Source organism: Pseudomonas taiwanensis (genome assembly GCF_013393345.1).
Classification (GTDB): domain Bacteria; phylum Pseudomonadota; class Gammaproteobacteria; order Pseudomonadales; family Pseudomonadaceae; genus Metapseudomonas; species Metapseudomonas resinovorans_C.
The window spans coordinates 175,680-192,073 of sequence record NZ_QJRF01000076.1 but is presented as its reverse complement, the minus strand read 5'-3'; the positions used below and the strand labels follow the sequence as shown (position 1 = coordinate 192,073).

The following is a 16,394-nucleotide window of genomic DNA, read 5'->3' as shown; positions in this document are numbered from 1 at the left end:
TATGAAAGTCCTCGCGCTCAGCTCGGCTGGACGGGAGCCAGATTTTTCCTGCGTCTACGAACACCTCCGGGGACTGGTCGATCTCGAGCTGAAAGTCCTCGACAAGGATGCCCAGCGCAATTTGCGGCGCACACTGAGCGGGGTGGACCTGTCCCGTTATGATCGGATTCTTGTTGATCTTCATTTCAAGAACATCCATCGGCAGACCCGCTTCCTCAGCCAAGTTTCCGGCCTGCTGATCTACGAAGAGGACGCCTGCCAGAACTATCTGGACAGTTCCCGCTGGCGCGGTCACTTCAGCCGGTTCTACAGGGAGTTGCCCAATGCGCGCATCGTGGTGACCGGCGCCAGCGTCGCCGAGCGATTGAGGGGCGAAGGTTTCCAGGTCCACTTCATTCCCAAGGGCTATGACCCGCGATCGATTTTCCTCGAGGGCGCGGAACGGGATATCGAGCTGGGGTTCATAGGCCGGACTGCCAGCGCCGCCTACCAGGACCGGAAGCGATTGCTGGACCGTCTGGCGGCCGAGGATTCGCTGCAACTATTGCGCACGGCTCCCGGCGAGCCCTACCGAAAAATGCTGAACCGCATCCGGTACTTCGTCAGCGCTGATGTCAGCCTGGGCGAGTACATGGCAAAGAATTTCGAGGCGATGGCCTGTGGCTGCGTCTTGCTGGCTTGGCGTCAGGGCAGTGAAGAGCCGGCCATCGGCCTTGAGGACGGTGTCCACCTGCTCCTGTACTCAGGTGTCGATGAATTGCGGGCCCACTTGGCACGGCTGCGCGATGATTCGACTCTGGAGCGGGCTCTGGCCGAGGGCGGGCGCCGATTCGTCGAACAGCAGCTTTCCCACCCTCGCTTGGCCGAACGAATTCTCAAGGTTCTGGACGAGCCCTGGCCCTCGGTTGAGCCCGTTCCCGCCTGGCGGGCTTTCTGGTCCCGGATCAATCCCTTTTGAGCAATCCCATGTCTTCGACGAACAATGCCCAGCAGCCGCTGGTGAGCGTGATCATCGCCTCCTACAACCACGCGCCCTACATCGAGGCGAGCATTCTCAGCGTCCTGGGGCAGAGTTATCCAAACATCGAGCTGCTGGTGGTGGACGATGGGTCCCGTGACGACAGTGTGGCTCGCATCCAGGCGCTGCAGGCTACCCATGGTTTCGACTTCCGAAGCCAAGCCAACCAGGGGCTATCGAGAACCCTCAATGAGGCCATCGCCCGCGCGAAAGGTAGCCTGATCGCGCCCTTCGGTTCGGATGACATCATGCTCCCGGACCGCATTGCCAAGCAGGTCGCCTACCTGGCGGACAAGCCGGACGTCGGCATTTGCGCTGGGGATATCCAGACCATCGATGCGAATGGGAAGCCCAGCGGTAAGCCGCGGGGCCTTCCGCTCCGCCGCCTGGATTTCGAAGATGTCTTCCTCGATCGCAAGCCGGGGGCACCTGCTCCCACGCTATTGTTCCGTCGTGAGGCGCTGGAACGGGTCGGGGGGTTCGAGCCTGACGTCCGTCTTGAGGACCTGATGATCGAATTGAAGATCACCCATGCCGGTTACTTCATCGACATCCTGGGGGAACCCCTGGCGCTATATCGGGTACACGACACCAACACCTACAAGAACTACCGCTTCATGGTGGATAACGTGCTGAAGACCTATGCGCGGTTCAGTGACCACCCAGCCTATCCCGAGGTCTGCGCGCGTTTCCGCAACTCGATGCTGCTCAAATGCGCCCGCCAGGACAAGGCGCTGGCCCGCGAGCTGCTTGCCGGACTGCCCATGAGTGCGTGGAACCTGAAAACCCTGCGCGGGCTCTGGCGGCTTCTGTTGCCGGCTTGATTTGCTGGCCGGGCCATCCGGCCAAGTTAGTCCCCGGCCTTTGAGTTGCTCGCCTTGGCGCTATGGGCGGGCCTGCGGCATTGAAGCCAGCAGGCCGCGCGACTTCACTTCGAAGTGCTTTTGAATCTGTCGATCAGCTCGGCCGAAACCATCAGGGCCATGGGAATCCAGATCAGGAACCAGTGCTCCTTGGGGCGGGAAAGGAATGAGCCGCCCTCGGTCATGCTGGCCGCAAGACCAAACACCAGCAGCGCTGATGAAATCATCACCCACGGTTGTTCGCGGTGCCGCCAGGCGAACCGGAACGCGACGACATACAGTGTCACCCAAAGCACCAGGCCGATTGCACCGCAGTAATAGAGTACTGCCAGCCATACGTTGTGCGGATCGGCCATCGCGTAGTCGTGGGCCGATATCCATATTTTCATAGGCGCGTCATAGCCGTGGCCCAGCCAGGGGGCTTCGAGTATCTGCTGCCAGGCTTTCGCCCAGATCTCCGGGCGGAAGGACACGCCACGGCCGATCAGGATGTCGGGATAGAGGGCCAGAAGTAGCGCGCCGGTAAACACAGCCGTGACCAGCACGACGAGGCTGCGCCTGTTCCAGTTCGCTATCGATAGCCAAAGGAGGCAGGAGCCCACCGCGACCAGGGGGGTTCGTGAACCCGTTGCGAGAATGAGCGCAGCCAGGATGAACAGCGAGATCAGCGAGAGTGGATCGAAGATGTTCTTCTGGAGGAACCAGTAAGCCGCCCAGTAGGCCATGAAGAAACCAAAGACATGGGAGCTGAGCAGCGGATTGTAAAGAGCGCCATAGCCCGCAAATCGGCCCGTCGCCCCGGCGTGCAGGAACAGCACGAGAAAGGTCGCGCCTGCCAGGCTTGCCATCACCGCACTGATTTTGACGCTGGTCTGCAATCGTGAGGGGGCCTTCATGGCCAGCAGCCCTGCGGAGAAGAACAGGAACAGCACGTAGACAGGTCGCTTGCCCAGAGAGCTGAAGGGATCGTCAGTGCTGGACCACAGAAGAGTCGTCAACGTATACGCACTGAACAGGAGAAAGACGATCACTATTGGCGAGCGAAGCAGCGGCTTCAGTAGACCGCGCCCCGCTATCAGTGCCAGCAATGCAGGGGCAGCCAGCAGCGAATAGAAGAGCTTGTGGTAGTACGGCCGATCTCCAATCCAGAACATTCCGGTCAGCAGCGCAATCCAGCCGATGGGCAGAACGATCTTGATCAGCCAGTCGGAGCCTCGTGTCCACCATTCGGCTGATGTTGAACCATGAGTCAGTCCACTCTTGTTTTGCATAGCGGTCATAAAGATTTCAGTCGAGTCACAAACGTGTTTTTTGCAGACAGGCCGGTATCGGCCAGATAGGCCTCGAAGAAGGCGTGATCCTCTGCCAGGAGCCAATTGCGATCTTCGGTGTAACGCAGCAGATGACGGAAATTCCGTAGCCGTTTCGCCTTGCCCAGCGGCGTAGCCTGACTTTTCAGGTCGGCAAAATCGATAAGTCCCAAGGCATCGCCCGGCGTGAGGATAACGTTGCCAAGGTGCAGCGAGCGGAAGTAGATACCCTGTTCATGGAGCCTGGCGATGAAGGAGCCCAATTGCTTCTTGAGTCCCTGGGCGAACTTCTCGTCGCCTGATTCGTATACCTGTCGCAGTGTCTTGCCGGGCAGGGGCTGATAGTGCACGACATCGCGCGCCAGGGCGCTAATCCGGTACACGCCCAGAATGCGCGGGCACGGCACATTACGCGCTTGAAGCTGGACTGCATTGTCGGCGAATCGTTGGGCGTAGGGGTAGAGGACGGCTGAGGACAGCAGGCGCTTCCGTCGGAACAGCTTCATGTAGCTTCCGTCGGTCAGGCGCAGCACCTTTTCCCCATATCTGTCGCGCTCCAGGACATCTGCGTTCTCACTCAGTTTCAGGTAAGCGTCGTGATCCAGAGCTTGCATGCGGGGGCCTTAAGAAAATGACCCCGTATATTACCCCAGGCCATCGGGTTGAATGGGCAAAATAGACCCTGTGTTACACTCTCGCTCTTTATCGAGCATCCGAGCCCTATGAGTCTTAACGACCAGTCCCGGCCCTCCAGCCTCAAGATCTATCTCCGCCTGCTGGGTTACGTTCGCCCATACACCGGGATGTTCCTGGTCAGCATCATTGGCTACATCATCTTTGCCTCGACCCAGCCGATGCTGGCCGGCATTCTCAAATACTTCGTGGACGGCCTGAGCAATCCTGATGCCGTCCTGTTCCCCGACGTTGCCTACCTACGGGACCTGAAGCTGCTTCAAGCGGTGCCGCTGCTGATCATCCTCATCGCGGCCTGGCAGGGACTGGGTTCGTACCTGGGTAACTACTTCCTCGCCCGGGTTTCCCTCGGCCTGGTGCATGACTTGCGCCTGGCTCTGTTCAACAGCCTGCTGGCCCTGCCGAACCGCTATTTCGACAGCCACAACTCCGGCCACCTGATCTCACGCATAACCTTCAACGTCACCATGGTCACCGGCGCAGCCACCGATGCGATCAAAGTGGTGATCCGCGAAGGCCTGACCGTGATCTTCCTGTTTGGCTACCTGTTGTGGATGAACTGGAAGCTGACGCTGGTGATGGTCGCCATCCTGCCGCTGATCGCCCTGATGGTGAGCAGCGCCAGCAAGAAATTCCGCAAGCAGAGCAAAAAGATCCAGGTGGCCATGGGCGATGTCACCCACGTGGCCTCCGAAACCATCCAGGGCTACCGGGTGGTCCGCAGCTTCGGCGGTGAGTCTTACGAATCCGGCCGCTTCAGGACGGCCAGCGAGGACAACACCCGCAAGCAATTGCGCATGACCAAGACCTCGGCGGTCTATACCCCGATGCTGCAGCTGGTGATCTACACCGCGATGGCTGCCCTCATGTTCCTCGTGCTCTTCCTGCGCGGAGATGCCAGCGCCGGCGACCTGGTGGCCTACATCACGGCGGCCGGCCTGCTGCCGAAGCCGATCCGCCAGCTCTCCGAAGTCAGCTCCACCGTGCAGCGCGGCGTCGCAGGTGCGGAAAGCATCTTCGAGCAATTGGATGAAGAAACCGAAGTGGACCGTGGCACCGTCGAGCGCGATCGCGTCGGTGGCCGCCTGGAAGTCCGCAATCTCAGCTTCCAGTACCCCGGCACCGACAAGCCGGTGCTGCAGGACATCAGCTTCGAGGCCCAACCGGGTCAGATGGTCGCCCTGGTGGGGCGTTCCGGCAGCGGCAAGTCCACACTGGCCAACCTGATTCCGCGCTTCTACCACCATGAGCAAGGGCAGATCCTGCTGGATGGTGTCGATATCGAGGAATATCGCCTGCGCAACCTGCGCCGTCATATCGCACTGGTGACCCAGCAGGTGACGCTGTTCAACGACTCGGTGGCCAATAACATCGCCTATGGCGACCTCGCCGGCGCGCCACGTGAGGACGTCGAGCGGGCAGCCGAGGCGGCTTACGCCAAGGAATTCGTCGACAAGCTCCCGCAGGGCTTCGATACCGAAGTGGGGGAGAACGGCGTGCTGCTGTCCGGCGGCCAGCGCCAGCGTCTGGCGATTGCCCGGGCGTTGCTGAAGAACGCACCGGTGCTGGTGTTGGACGAGGCTACCTCGGCGCTCGATACCGAGTCCGAGCGGCATATCCAGGCCGCGCTGGACCGCGTGATGGACGGCCGCACCACCCTCGTCATCGCTCACCGCCTGTCCACCATCGAAAAGGCGGATCTGATCCTGGTCATGGATCAGGGGCGCATCGTCGAGCGCGGCAACCATGCCGAACTGCTGGCAATGAACGGTTACTACGCCCGTCTGCATGCCAATCAGTTCGCGGAAGAAGCACAGCCGGAAGCCAGCTGAGCGGCTGGCCTTCCTCTCCACCAGTCGATGTGCCCGCGCCAGTCTGCTTACCCTGGCGCAGGGCGAAATCGCAGCCTAAAACCACTGCACGTTGTGCCGCTTCGAAAGCTCGGCGCGTTTCAGGGCACGCCGTTGCCTTCGCGAGCGGTGTTGCGGTGCCCGGTGTCCAATCGGGTAGGTCAGGCCAACTGACCTGCTATGGTATGATCCGCGCCGATTTTGACGTCCGGAGACTCCATGAAACTGTCCATGCCCCGATTCGATCAGGCCCCCGTTCTGGTGGTGGGCGACGTCATGCTTGACCGTTACTGGCACGGCGGCACCTCGCGCATTTCGCCCGAGGCTCCGGTGCCTGTGGTCAAGGTGGAGCAGATCGAGGATCGTCCCGGCGGCGCCGCGAACGTTGCGCTGAACATCGCCGCCCTGGGCGCCCCTGCCATGCTGGTGGGCATCACCGGTGTCGACGAGGCAGCGGAGAGCCTGACCGACAGCCTCAACGCCGCAGGTGTGGACGTACATTTCCAGCGCCTCGCCGAGCAGCCGACCATCGTCAAGCTGCGCGTCATGAGCCGTCACCAGCAACTGCTGCGCATGGACTTCGAGGAAGCCTTCGGCACCAATGCAGAGGCCCTGGCTGCGGAAGTCGAACGCCTGCTGCCCCAGGCCCGAGTGCTGGTGTTGTCCGATTACGGCAAGGGCGCGCTGAAAAACCATCAGGTGCTGATCCAGGCTGCCCGTCGTCGCGGTGTGCCGGTACTGGCTGATCCCAAGGGCAAGGACTTCAGCATTTATCGTGGCGCGAGCCTGATTACCCCGAACCTCAGCGAATTCGAAGCCATCGTCGGCCGCTGCGCCGATGAGGCGGAGCTGGTCGCCAAGGGCGCGGCGCTGATGCAGGAACTGGAGCTGGGTGCTCTGCTGGTCACGCGCGGTGAACACGGCATGACCCTGCTGCGTCTTGGCCATCCCGCCCTGCACCTGCCGGCGCGCGCCCGCGAAGTATTCGATGTCACCGGCGCTGGCGACACCGTGATTTCCACACTGGCCGCCGCCCTGGCCGCTGGCGAAGAGTTGCCGCAGGCAGTGGCGCTGGCCAACCTCGCCGCTGGCATCGTCGTCGGCAAACTGGGTACCGCCGCCATCAGCGCGCCGGAATTGCGACGTGCCGTGCAGCGCGAGCAGGGTTCCGAGCGTGGGGTGCTGAGCCTCGACCAGTTGCTGCTGGCCATCGAAGATGCCCGCGCCCACGGCGAGAAGATCGTCTTCACCAATGGCTGCTTCGACATTCTCCACGCCGGCCACGTGACTTACCTGGAGCAGGCCCGCGCACAAGGCGATCGCCTGGTGCTGGCGGTCAATGACGATGCGTCGGTCAGCCGCCTCAAGGGGCCGGGTCGTCCGATCAACAGCGTCGAGCGCCGCATGGCCGTGCTGGCTGGACTGGGCGCGGTGGATTGGGTCGTGAGCTTCCCCGAGGACACTCCCGAACGCCTGCTCGGCCAGGTCAAGCCGGATGTCCTGGTGAAGGGCGGCGACTATGGCATCGACCAGGTCGTGGGAGCCGATATCGTTCGCGCCTACGGTGGCGAGGTGCGAGTGCTCGGCCTGGTGGAGAACAGCTCCACCACGGCGATCGTCGAGAAGATCCGCAGCAAGTGATCCCTGCCGACTGGCAACTCTGCCAGTCACAGATGTCGGCCCGGTCATAGGCGACCGGGTCGATGCCGAACATCATCCCGGCATCCTCATCCTGCATGGAGTGCGATGCCGATGTTCCCCAACGCACAGGGCCGCGCCCTGGCTGTGCTCAATCGCGTAGCCCAGTCCCATTGGCCTGACCGCCTCAAACTGCGCAAGACGCTGGAAAAGCTGCTCTACGGCGGCACCCGTGCTGGCTTCAAACTGGCGGCACGGCGTTCCCGCCAACTCCCGCGCGAGGCCACTACCAACGAGTTGTTCGATCTCACCCTCACCGACGAGCAGCGGATGCTGGTGGAGATGCTCGAGGCTTTCGCCCTGGAAGCCCTGCGTCCGGCGGCCCACGATGCGGATGCCCGGGGCGCGGTGCCAGCCGCGTTGCTCAACCAGGCGCAGGCGCTCGGGCTGGCGCACTACGGCGTCGGCGAGGATCTGGGTGGCATGGCGGACGAGGGCGCGATCCTTACCAACGCATTGATGGCTGAAGCGCTGTCCAAAGGCGACCTGAGCCTGGCGGCCGCACTGCTGGCACCGCTGTCTGCCGCCAACTGCATCCGTCGCTGGGCCTCACCTGAACAGCAGGCCGCCTGGCTGCCGGCTTTCGTCGATGGGCAGTCCGCGCCGCGCATGGCCATCGCGGTGAATGAGCCGACTGTCCTGTTCGACCCTCACACGCTGGCCACCCGCGCGCAGCGCAAGAAGAGTCACTTCGTGCTGAATGGAGAGAAATGCCTGGTGCTGGACGGCCTGGATGCCAGCCGCATCATCGTCGCTGCCAGCACTGAAAAAGGCACCGCGCTGTTCCTGGTCGACGCTGGCAGCAAGGGGTTGGAGCTGCGCACGGAACCTGCCATGGGCTTGAAGGGATGCGGCACTGCCCGCATTCGCCTGAAGGGCGTGAAAGTCCCGCTCGAACATCGCCTGGCTGCCCTCGAATTCGACTACCAGGCGTTCCTCGATCTCGGTCACCTGGCCTGGTGCGCCCTGGCCCTGGGAACCGCCCAGGCGGCCCTGGACTACGTGATCGGGTACTGCAACGACCGGATGGCCTTCGGTGAACCCATCAGCCATCGCCAGGGCGTGGCCTTCATGGTCGCGGACATCGCCGTCGAACTCGACGCGATGCGCCTGATGGTCTGGCGCGCCTGTGCCCGTGCCGATCGTGGGGAGTCGTTCCAGCGCGAGGCCTACCTGGCGCGCCTGCTTTGCGCCGAAAAGGCCATGAAGATCGGCACCGACGCCCTGCAATTGCTCGGCGGCCATGGTTTCACCCAGGAACACCCGGCCGAGCGCTGGTACCGCGACCTGCGTGCCATTGCTGTGATGAGCGGCGGCCTGCATTTGTGAGGAAGGCAGCATGAACCTGGAAGTTCCGAAGAAATTCCGCGGCCTGAGCCTTCAGGCCCATCAGGTGGCGGCGCAGTACTTTCGCCCGCTGTCACGCAAGTACGACAAGGCCGAGCATGCCTATCCACGCGAGCTCGACCTGCTGGCGGCGCTGCTCGATGGCATGAACGCCGGCTCGCCTGAAACCATCGGCGCTGGCTCTGCCAGCAAGCGTGGTGCAGGAGCCGAGGAGGGCGTGCGCAACGGCGGCAACCTCGCTGCCCTGCTTGGCGTGATGGAACTGTGCTGGGGCGATGTCGGCCTCCTGTTGGCCATGCCGCGCCAAGGGTTGGGCAATGCGGCCATCGCTGCCGTCGCCAATGAGGCGCAGCTCAAACGCTTTGGCGGCGCTTGGGCGGCCATGGCCATCACCGAACCCGGTTGCGGTTCGGATTCGGCCGCCATCCGCACCACTGCGGTGAAGGACGGCGATCACTACGTGCTGAATGGCGAAAAGATTTTCGTCACCTCGGGGGCACGCGCCGATGCGGTGGTGGTATGGGCCACACTGGACCGCAACCTGGGGCGTGCGGCAATCAAGTCCTTCGTAGTGGAGAAAGGCACGCCTGGCATGAACCTGACGCGCCTGGAGAAGAAACTCGGCATCAAGGCCTCCGATACCGCCTCCATTAGCTTCAGCGACTGCCGGGTTCCCGCGGCCAATCTGCTGGGTAATGCCGAGATTGATGTCCAGAAGGGTTTTGCCGGGGTGATGGAGACCTTCGACAACACGCGCCCGCTGGTGGCGGGAATGGCTGTGGGGGTGGCGAAGGCTGCGCTCGATCGGACCCGTGAGTTGCTGGTCAAGGCGGGTTGCAGGTTCGACTATGCGAAGCCGCTGCTGGTCGTCAGCCATGCTGAAGCCACGCTCTATCGCCTTGAGGCCGAATGGGAAGCGGCGCGATTGTTGGCCCTGAAGGCCGCCTGGATGGCCGACAACCGCTTGCCGAACTCCAAGGAGGCCTCCATCGCCAAGGCGAAGGCCGGGCGAGTGGCCAATGAGCTCACGCTCAAATGCGTGGAATTGGCAGGAGCCTTGGGTTATGGAGAGGACGAGTTGCTGGAGAAATGGGCGAGGGATTCGAAGATCCTCGACATCTTCGAAGGCACCCAGCAGATCCAGTTGCTGATCGTTGCCCGGCGACTGCTGGGCAAGAGCTCCAGTGAGCTCCAGTGAGCTGAAGTGACGAGGCGAAGCGGGCGAGCTTAATGAGGGCGGGGCGCCCTGGTTGTCAGCAGGCGATCTTCTTTCCCATCGGTCGGGCCGTCCCGACCCGCACCAGCCAGTCGCGCCAGCGTACGCGCTCCTCGTGCACCAGCCAGCCATCCTGTTCGGCGAAGCTCTCCGACAACCAGATACCACGGGTGCTGGCGGCCTTGAATTCGCCATTGCGCACGGTCAGCAAATCGCCGGTCGGCAGCCCCTGGTGCAGCGGCAGCAAGTAGATATCGGGTCGGCGCCGCTCAAGGCTGGCCACGAGCTGGCCACCCTGCAGCACTTCGTCCACATGGAAGAGGCTGATCTGATGGCTGTCCCGAGGCAGGTCCAGGCGCAGGTCATAGACCAGTTGCAGAGAGGCCGTTGGCAGATGCACGTAGGCTTCGGGCCGCTCCAGCAGGATCAGCTTGCCGTTGTGCACCGGGCGCGCGGCACCGGAAAGCGGGCTGAGGCGGAAGTGGTTGGCATCGCGGTAGCGCAATTCACGCTGGTAGGGCGTGGGCAGCCAGGTATCGGCGAAGCGCCCTCCCAGCCAGCCCTCCGGGGTTTCGATCAGGCATTCCTCGGCCACTTCCTGGATCGCCGTGAGCAGCGGCAGGTTCAGCTCATGGGCCGGAACATAGCCGGAAATCAGCTTCAACACGGTGTCGCCCCGATCCTGCCGGCGCTGGCGTACCAGCAGCCAGTAGTCGCGGCCGTGCAGGTTCAGGGTGAGCCTCACCGAAACGCCCAGGTTCGCCAGTTCCACCGCAAAACGCTGGGAATCGCTCACTTGCACGGGGCGGCGGCGTTCGAGCATCTGGGTGAAGTTCAAGGGTCTGCCAAGGCTCTGATAGCTGAGGCTATCAGCGCTGGCTTCGACATGCAGCGGCAGGGTCTTGAACGCGCTGGGGTCCTTGCGGGCGAGGATTCGCGGCATGTCGGCTCCTTCTGGCAGGGGTCGGCTAGTGGCTTGGCAGGGCTCGGTTAGTGGCGATGGGCTCCGATAACGGCAGCGGCCGTCGCGACATTATGGGACAGATGCAGCGGATTGATGGTCCCGATTATCGCGCCGGTCACCCCGGAATGACCGAAGATCAGTTCGAAGCTGGCGCGGACCGGATCGACGCCGGCGCCGAGGCAGGCGTGACCGCTGGCGAGGCCTTTCTTGATCAGGATGCCCTTGTTCTGTTGCAGCGCGAAGTCCAGTACCGGCTTCTCGCCCTGCTCGTTCAGGTTGTAGGTGACCATGGCGCAATCGCCCCGCTCCAGGGCGAGGAGCCCGCCGTCCACGGTCTTGCCGGACAGCCCGAAGGCGCGGATCTTGCCGGCCTGCTTGAGCTCGGCAAGGGTTTCGTAGACACCGCTGTCCCGCAGGATGGCCACGTCATTGCCGTCGGAGTGCACCAGCACCAGATCGATGAAGTCGGTTTCCAGGCGCTTCAGGCTGCGTTCGATGGAATAACGCGTGTGTTCGGGGCTGAAGTCGAAGCGGGAAACGCCGGCCTCGAACTCTTCACCGACCTTGCTGACGATCACCCAGTCCTGGCGCTGCCCGCGTAGCAGTGGGCCGAGACGTTCCTCGCTGCGCCCGTAGGCGGGGGCGGTGTCGATCAGGTTGATGCCGAGATCACGGGCCAGCGCCAGCAGCTGACGGGCGTCGGCGTCGTCGGGGATGGTGAAGCCGTTGGGGTACTTCACGCCCTGGTCACGGCCCAGCTTCACGGTGCCCAGGCCCAGAGGGGAAACCATCAGGCCCGTGTCGCCTAGTGGACGGTGGAGGCTGTGCAGGCTGTTCATCCCAGCAATTCCTCCCACGCAGGTTGTGCCACAGGCGGACGGGGCAGGGCCGGCAACGGCGGGTTGGCAGCAGGACGCAGGCCGTCGCGCTCGAAGGCGGCCAGCACGCGGTCGGCGAAGTCGGGCGCCAGGGCCAGTTTGGTCGGCCAGCCCACCAGCAGGCGGCCCTGTTCGTTGAGGAATGCGTTGTCCGGACGTACCAGGCCGCTCTGCGCCGGCTCGGCGCGGTCCACCCGCAGGGTTGCCCACTGGGCGGCGGACAGGTCGATCCAGGGCACCAGCTGGCGCAGTTCCTGTTCGGCGGCGGCAATCTGTTCGGCTTCGCTGCGGGCTACACCGTCGGCTTCGGCCAAGTCGCCGCCCAGGTACCAGACCCACTGGCCGTCGGCAGCCGGGTGGCTGGTGACGGTAATGCGCGGCTTCGGCCCACCACCCAGGCAATGGGCATACAGCGGCTTCAGGCTGGGCGCCTTGACCATCACCATGTGCAGTGGCCGGCGTTGCATGGCTGGCTGGCTCAGTCCCAGGGTTTCGAGCAGCCCCTGGTTGCCGGCACCGGCACTTAGCACGATGCGTTGCGCGCGGACTTCACGGCCGTCAAGGCGCAGGCCGGTGAGTTGACCGTCCTCCAGCAGGGGCTCGACCTCATGGGCGGCCAGGAGGCCATCGCCGGCCAGTTCCGCCAGTCGGCTGATCAGGCTCGGCACGTCCAGTACCAGTTCGGCCAGGCGATAGACCTTGCCCTTGAACTTGGGATGCTGCAGCGCGGGAGGAAGCTCGTTGCCCTTCACCTGATCGACGCGGCCGCGTACGGCCTTGCTGGCGAAGAAGCTGGTGAGATTGCCCGCCAGCGTGCCGGGCGACCAGAGGTAGTGGGCTTCGGAGAGCAGGCGCACGCCACGAAGATCCAGTTCGCCGTTACCGGCCAGCGCCTCGCGCCAGCGGCGGGGCATGTCGGCGATGGCTTCGGAGGCGCCGGTCAGGGCACCGTGCAGGGCGTACTTGGCACCACCGTGGATGATCCCCTGGGATTTGACGCTCTGTTCGCCGCCAAGGCTGGCCTTTTCCACCAGCAGCGTGGCGAAGCCTTGCTGGCGCAGGCGGGCGTTGAGCCAGAGGCCGGCGATGCCGCCGCCAAGAATGAGCACATCAGTGGAAAGGGATTCGGCCATGGGTCGCAGCGCCTCGGAAAAAACAGGGGCGCAGTATAGCGCCCCTGTCGTGGTGCCGACCTACAGCAGGCTCTCAGTGCCCGGTGCTGTTAGAGAAGAGCTGGATGACAACCACACCCGAGACGATCATCCCCATGCCGAGCACGGCGGGGGCATCCAGCTTTTGTTGATAGAGCACCAGCGCGGCGACGCTGACCAGCACGATGCCGAGGCCAGCCCAGATGGCGTAGGCGATGCCCACGGGAATGCTGCGCACCACCAGGGTCAGCATCCAGAAGGCGATAGCGTAGCCGCCGATCACCAGGATCAGGGGCAGCGGTTTGTTGAAGCCGTCGATGGCCTTCATCGAGGTGGTGGCGATCACTTCGGCGGCAATTGCGATAGCGAGATAGATATAGCCGGTCATGGTCGGGCCTCCTGTGCGATGGGCGGATTCTAGACTTCCGGATGATGGGATAAAGTCATTACCTATCTGTGTGGAAGATAGGTTGATGGCCATGCAATGGAATCTGGAGCAGATCCGCCTGTTCGTCGGAGTGGCCGAGAGCCAGTCCTTTTCTGCCGTCGCACGCAAGCTGCGGCGGGCCCAGTCCGCTGTCAGCAGTGGGATCGCCGCGCTGGAGGATGATCTTGGGGTGCAGCTGTTCGAACGCAGTAGCGGTCGCCAGCCGCGCTTGACTGCGGCGGGCGTGGCCTTGTTGGAGGAGGCACGCGAAGTCCTGCGCCAGTGCCAGCGCCTGGAGGGCAAGGCGCATGGGTTGGCCAAGGGTGAGGAAGCCCGCCTGCGGTTGGCTCAGGATGAGGCGATGCCCTATCAGCCCGTGCTGGCCAGCCTGGAGGCGTTGGGCAAGGCGTTTCCCCTGCTGGAGGTGCAATTGGCTTCCAGCGCGCAAGGCGAAGTGGCGCGCAAGCTGCTGGAGCGTCGTGCCGACCTCGGACTGCTATTCCACCACGAGCAGATGCCCGATGCCCTGGAGCGCCAGCGCCTCGGCACCATCGAGATGGTCACGGTCTGCGGTGCCGGCCACGCCCTGGCTGGAAGGACCTACGCCGACCGCAGCGAACTGGCGCGACACCGGCAGATCCTCATGTCGCCGCAGGACAGCCATTATCCGGGCGGCGAGCAGATCGGCCCGCAAGTCTGGCGTGCCGACAGCTTCTATGTGATGGCCGAACTGCTGATGCGTGGACTCGGCTGGGCCTGGCTGCCGCGCCATGTGGCCCAGTACCCGGCCTATCAGGGACAGCTGGTGGAGCTACGCAGCGACTGGACGCCGCCATCGTTGGTGGTGGAGCTGGTCTGTCGTCGCGACGCGGCGCTGGGGCCGGCGGCGCTCTGGCTGGCTGATAGCCTGGCGGAGCACCTGCAAGCCATGGGTTAGTGCGATCAACGGCGAGTCACGCTAAGCTCCGCGCCCATGAATCGCACCCTCTATACCCTGCTGTTCCATCTCGGTCTGCCCCTGGTCGCTGTGCGCCTGGCCTGGCGCGCCTGGCGTGCGCCCGCCTATGCGCGGCGCATCGGCGAGCGTTTTGCCTTTGGCCTGCCATCAATCAAGCCGGGCGGTATCTGGGTCCATGCCGTGTCGGTAGGCGAGAGCATCGCCGCCGCTCCCATGGTCCGCGCCCTGCTGGAGCGCCACCCGGACCTGCCCATCACCATCACCTGCATGACGCCCACCGGTTCCGAGCGCATCGGCGCGCTGTTCGGCGACAAGGTGCAGCATTGCTACCTGCCCTATGACCTGCCCTGGGCAGCTGCTCGCTTTCTCGACAAGGTGCGGCCGAAGCTGGCGGTGATCATGGAAACCGAACTCTGGCCGAACCACATCCACCAGTGCGCCCGTCGCGGCATCCCAGTGGTACTGGCCAATGCCCGGCTGTCCGAGCGTTCAGCCCGTGGCTATGCGCGATTCGCCAAGCTCACCGCGCCCATGCTGGCCGAACTGAGCTGGATCGCTGTGCAGACGGAAGCCGAAGCCGAGCGCTTCCGCACCCTGGGTGCGCGTCCTGAATGCGTGGGTGTGACCGGCTCGATCAAGTTCGACCTCCGTATCGACCCGGCGCTGCTCCAGCGCGCCGCGGAACTGCGTGGCCAATGGGGCGCTGATTCGCGGCCGGTGTGGATTGCCGCGAGCACCCATGCCGGGGAAGACGAAATCGTCCTGGCCGCTCACGAGGCACTGTTGAAGCAACGGCCGGACGCGCTGCTGATCCTGGTGCCGCGTCACCCGGAGCGATTCGGTTCGGTGTTCGAGCTGAGTCGTCGCGAAGGGCTGACAACGGTGCGCCGATCCACCGGCGCGCCGGTCGCCGCGACAGATGCGGTGCTTGTGGGCGATACCATGGGCGAGTTGCTGTTCCTCTACGCGCTGGCCGATATCGCCTTCGTGGGCGGCAGCCTCGTGCCCAATGGCGGTCACAACCTGCTGGAGCCCGCGGCCCTGGGCAAACCGGTGCTCAGCGGCCCGCACCTGTTCAACTTCCTCGAAATTGCCGCGCAGCTGCGTGACGCCGGGGCGCTAGCCGAGGTGGCGGACGCCGAAGAGTTGGCCTCACAGGTCGGCGGACTCTGGGCCGATTCCGGTCGTGCCGGGGCCATGCGCGAAGCAGGGCTGGGTGTGCTCAAGGCCAACCAGGGCGCGTTGGAGCGGTTGTTGGGTGGGATTGCGCGGTTGCTACAGCGCTGAAGAACTATCTGTAGGAGCGAATTCATTCGCGAAAGGGCTGCGCAGCAGCCCCTCCCACCTCAAGGGCAGACCTTCGGCCTGCATCGCGAATGAATTCGCTCCCACAAGTATCCGCAAAGAAGGTCGGGCGTTAACTCAGAACGTTGGCGGCGTGATGACCCACAGGATCAGCGCATCCTTCTCGCCGGGATTGCCATAGCGGTGCGGCTCCTGGCTGGAGAAGCTGAAGCTGTCGCCTTCCTGCAGGTGGAAGTGCCGCTCGCCGACCCAGAGTTCGAACTCGCCGCTGAGCACATAGCCGGCTTCCTCACCCTCGTGGCTGTAGCTTTCTTCGCTGTAGGTGCCGGGCGGGAAGCGCGAATGGAGCATCTCCAGCTGGCGCAGGGGCTGCGGGCTGAGCAGCTCGTCGGTGATGCCGTCTTCGTAATGAAGGCTGGTGCGGGCGTTACGACGCACGACGTAACCACGATCGGCTTCGGTGGTGGGCGCCTCGCTGGCGAAGAACCACTGAATGGTCACGCCCAGGCTGCGGGCGATATTGAATAGCGCGGGAATCGAGGGATAGGCGAGGTTGCGTTCCAGCTGGCTGATGTAGCCGGCGGTGAGCTTGCTCTGCTCGGCCAGCTCGGTGAGGGTCAGACCCCGGCGTTTGCGCAGCGCGCGGATGCGCGTGCCGAGGAACTGGCTCTCGGCGTTGGCGTTCGGCGATGGCAGGCTGGGGCTCATGGTTCCCT

General features: G+C 63.8%; 15 protein-coding genes. 8 read left to right on the top strand and 7 right to left on the bottom strand.

Annotated elements, in window-relative coordinates:
• Window position 1: 1 nt before the first annotated feature.
• Window positions 2-958 carry a glycosyltransferase family protein gene (locus DM872_RS28095; RefSeq protein ID WP_179062472.1) on the top strand — a complete coding sequence of 319 codons (957 nt, stop codon included), beginning with the start codon at window positions 2-4 and terminating at the stop codon, window positions 956-958.
• Between the two features lie 8 nt (window positions 959-966).
• Window positions 967-1,842, top strand: a complete 876-nt coding sequence (locus tag DM872_RS28090) for a glycosyltransferase (protein ID WP_179062471.1) — start codon at window positions 967-969, stop codon at window positions 1,840-1,842.
• Window positions 1,843-1,946: 104 nt separating this feature from the next.
• Here DM872_RS28090 and DM872_RS28085 read toward each other — a convergent pair whose 3' ends face one another.
• Together DM872_RS28085 and DM872_RS28080 are read right to left on the bottom strand one after the other, a co-directional pair.
• Window positions 1,947-3,161: an O-antigen ligase family protein gene (locus DM872_RS28085; protein ID WP_179062470.1), complete on the bottom strand. Its 1,215-nt coding sequence runs from the start codon at window positions 3,159-3,161 to the stop codon at window positions 1,947-1,949.
• Entirely contained in the window at window positions 3,158-3,805 is a 648-nt protein-coding gene (locus DM872_RS28080) for a lipopolysaccharide kinase InaA family protein (protein WP_179062469.1), read from the bottom strand. The genes DM872_RS28085 and DM872_RS28080 overlap by 4 nt, the downstream gene beginning before the upstream one ends.
• Window positions 3,806-3,913: 108 nt before the next feature.
• Here DM872_RS28080 and msbA point away from each other — a divergent pair, with 108 nt between their 5' ends.
• From msbA to DM872_RS28060, 4 genes are all read left to right on the top strand, one after another.
• Window positions 3,914-5,716 (top strand): lipid A export permease/ATP-binding protein MsbA, encoded by a 1,803-nt coding sequence (gene msbA, locus DM872_RS28075; RefSeq protein WP_179062468.1) that lies wholly within the window; start codon window positions 3,914-3,916, stop codon window positions 5,714-5,716.
• Between the two features lie 237 nt (window positions 5,717-5,953).
• Window positions 5,954-7,375 carry a bifunctional D-glycero-beta-D-manno-heptose-7-phosphate kinase/D-glycero-beta-D-manno-heptose 1-phosphate adenylyltransferase HldE gene (gene hldE, locus DM872_RS28070; protein WP_179062467.1) on the top strand — a complete coding sequence of 474 codons (1,422 nt, stop codon included), beginning with the start codon at window positions 5,954-5,956 and terminating at the stop codon, window positions 7,373-7,375.
• A gap of 111 nt (window positions 7,376-7,486) precedes the next feature.
• Complete coding sequence (locus tag DM872_RS28065; RefSeq protein ID WP_179062466.1) at window positions 7,487-8,761, top strand: acyl-CoA dehydrogenase family protein; 1,275 nt, start codon at window positions 7,487-7,489, stop codon at window positions 8,759-8,761.
• Window positions 8,762-8,771: 10 nt separating this feature from the next.
• Window positions 8,772-9,977 (top strand): acyl-CoA dehydrogenase family protein, encoded by a 1,206-nt coding sequence (locus DM872_RS28060; protein WP_179062465.1) that lies wholly within the window; start codon window positions 8,772-8,774, stop codon window positions 9,975-9,977.
• A gap of 55 nt (window positions 9,978-10,032) precedes the next feature.
• Here DM872_RS28060 and DM872_RS28055 read toward each other — a convergent pair whose 3' ends face one another.
• The 4 genes from DM872_RS28055 to DM872_RS28040 form a co-directional block, all read right to left on the bottom strand.
• Complete coding sequence (locus DM872_RS28055; RefSeq protein WP_179062464.1) at window positions 10,033-10,938, bottom strand: metal ABC transporter ATPase; 906 nt, start codon at window positions 10,936-10,938, stop codon at window positions 10,033-10,035.
• A 47-nt stretch (window positions 10,939-10,985) separates the two neighbouring features.
• Window positions 10,986-11,798 carry an aldo/keto reductase gene (locus DM872_RS28050; RefSeq protein ID WP_179062463.1) on the bottom strand — a complete coding sequence of 271 codons (813 nt, stop codon included), beginning with the start codon at window positions 11,796-11,798 and terminating at the stop codon, window positions 10,986-10,988.
• Window positions 11,795-12,970, bottom strand: coding sequence for an NAD(P)/FAD-dependent oxidoreductase (locus DM872_RS28045; protein ID WP_179062462.1), 1,176 nt, complete (start codon window positions 12,968-12,970; stop codon window positions 11,795-11,797). Before DM872_RS28045 ends, DM872_RS28050 begins: the two co-directional genes overlap by 4 nt.
• A gap of 73 nt (window positions 12,971-13,043) precedes the next feature.
• On the bottom strand, window positions 13,044-13,376 hold the full coding sequence (locus DM872_RS28040) for a DMT family transporter (protein ID WP_179062461.1): 333 nt from the start codon (window positions 13,374-13,376) through the stop codon (window positions 13,044-13,046).
• A 91-nt stretch (window positions 13,377-13,467) separates the two neighbouring features.
• Here DM872_RS28040 and DM872_RS28035 point away from each other — a divergent pair, with 91 nt between their 5' ends.
• Both DM872_RS28035 and waaA read left to right on the top strand, forming a co-directional pair.
• The gene (locus tag DM872_RS28035) at window positions 13,468-14,352 is read left to right on the top strand and encodes a LysR family transcriptional regulator (RefSeq protein ID WP_179062460.1); all 885 of its coding nucleotides are present in this window, start codon (window positions 13,468-13,470) and stop codon (window positions 14,350-14,352) included.
• A 36-nt stretch (window positions 14,353-14,388) separates the two neighbouring features.
• Entirely contained in the window at window positions 14,389-15,660 is a 1,272-nt protein-coding gene (gene waaA / locus DM872_RS28030) for a lipid IV(A) 3-deoxy-D-manno-octulosonic acid transferase (protein WP_179062459.1), read from the top strand.
• 135 nt (window positions 15,661-15,795) lie between these two features.
• On the opposite strand, the gene DM872_RS28025 is transcribed toward waaA, so the two are convergent.
• Entirely contained in the window at window positions 15,796-16,386 is a 591-nt protein-coding gene (locus DM872_RS28025; RefSeq protein ID WP_179062458.1) for a cupin domain-containing protein, read from the bottom strand.
• Between the last annotated feature and the right edge of the window lie 8 nt (window positions 16,387-16,394).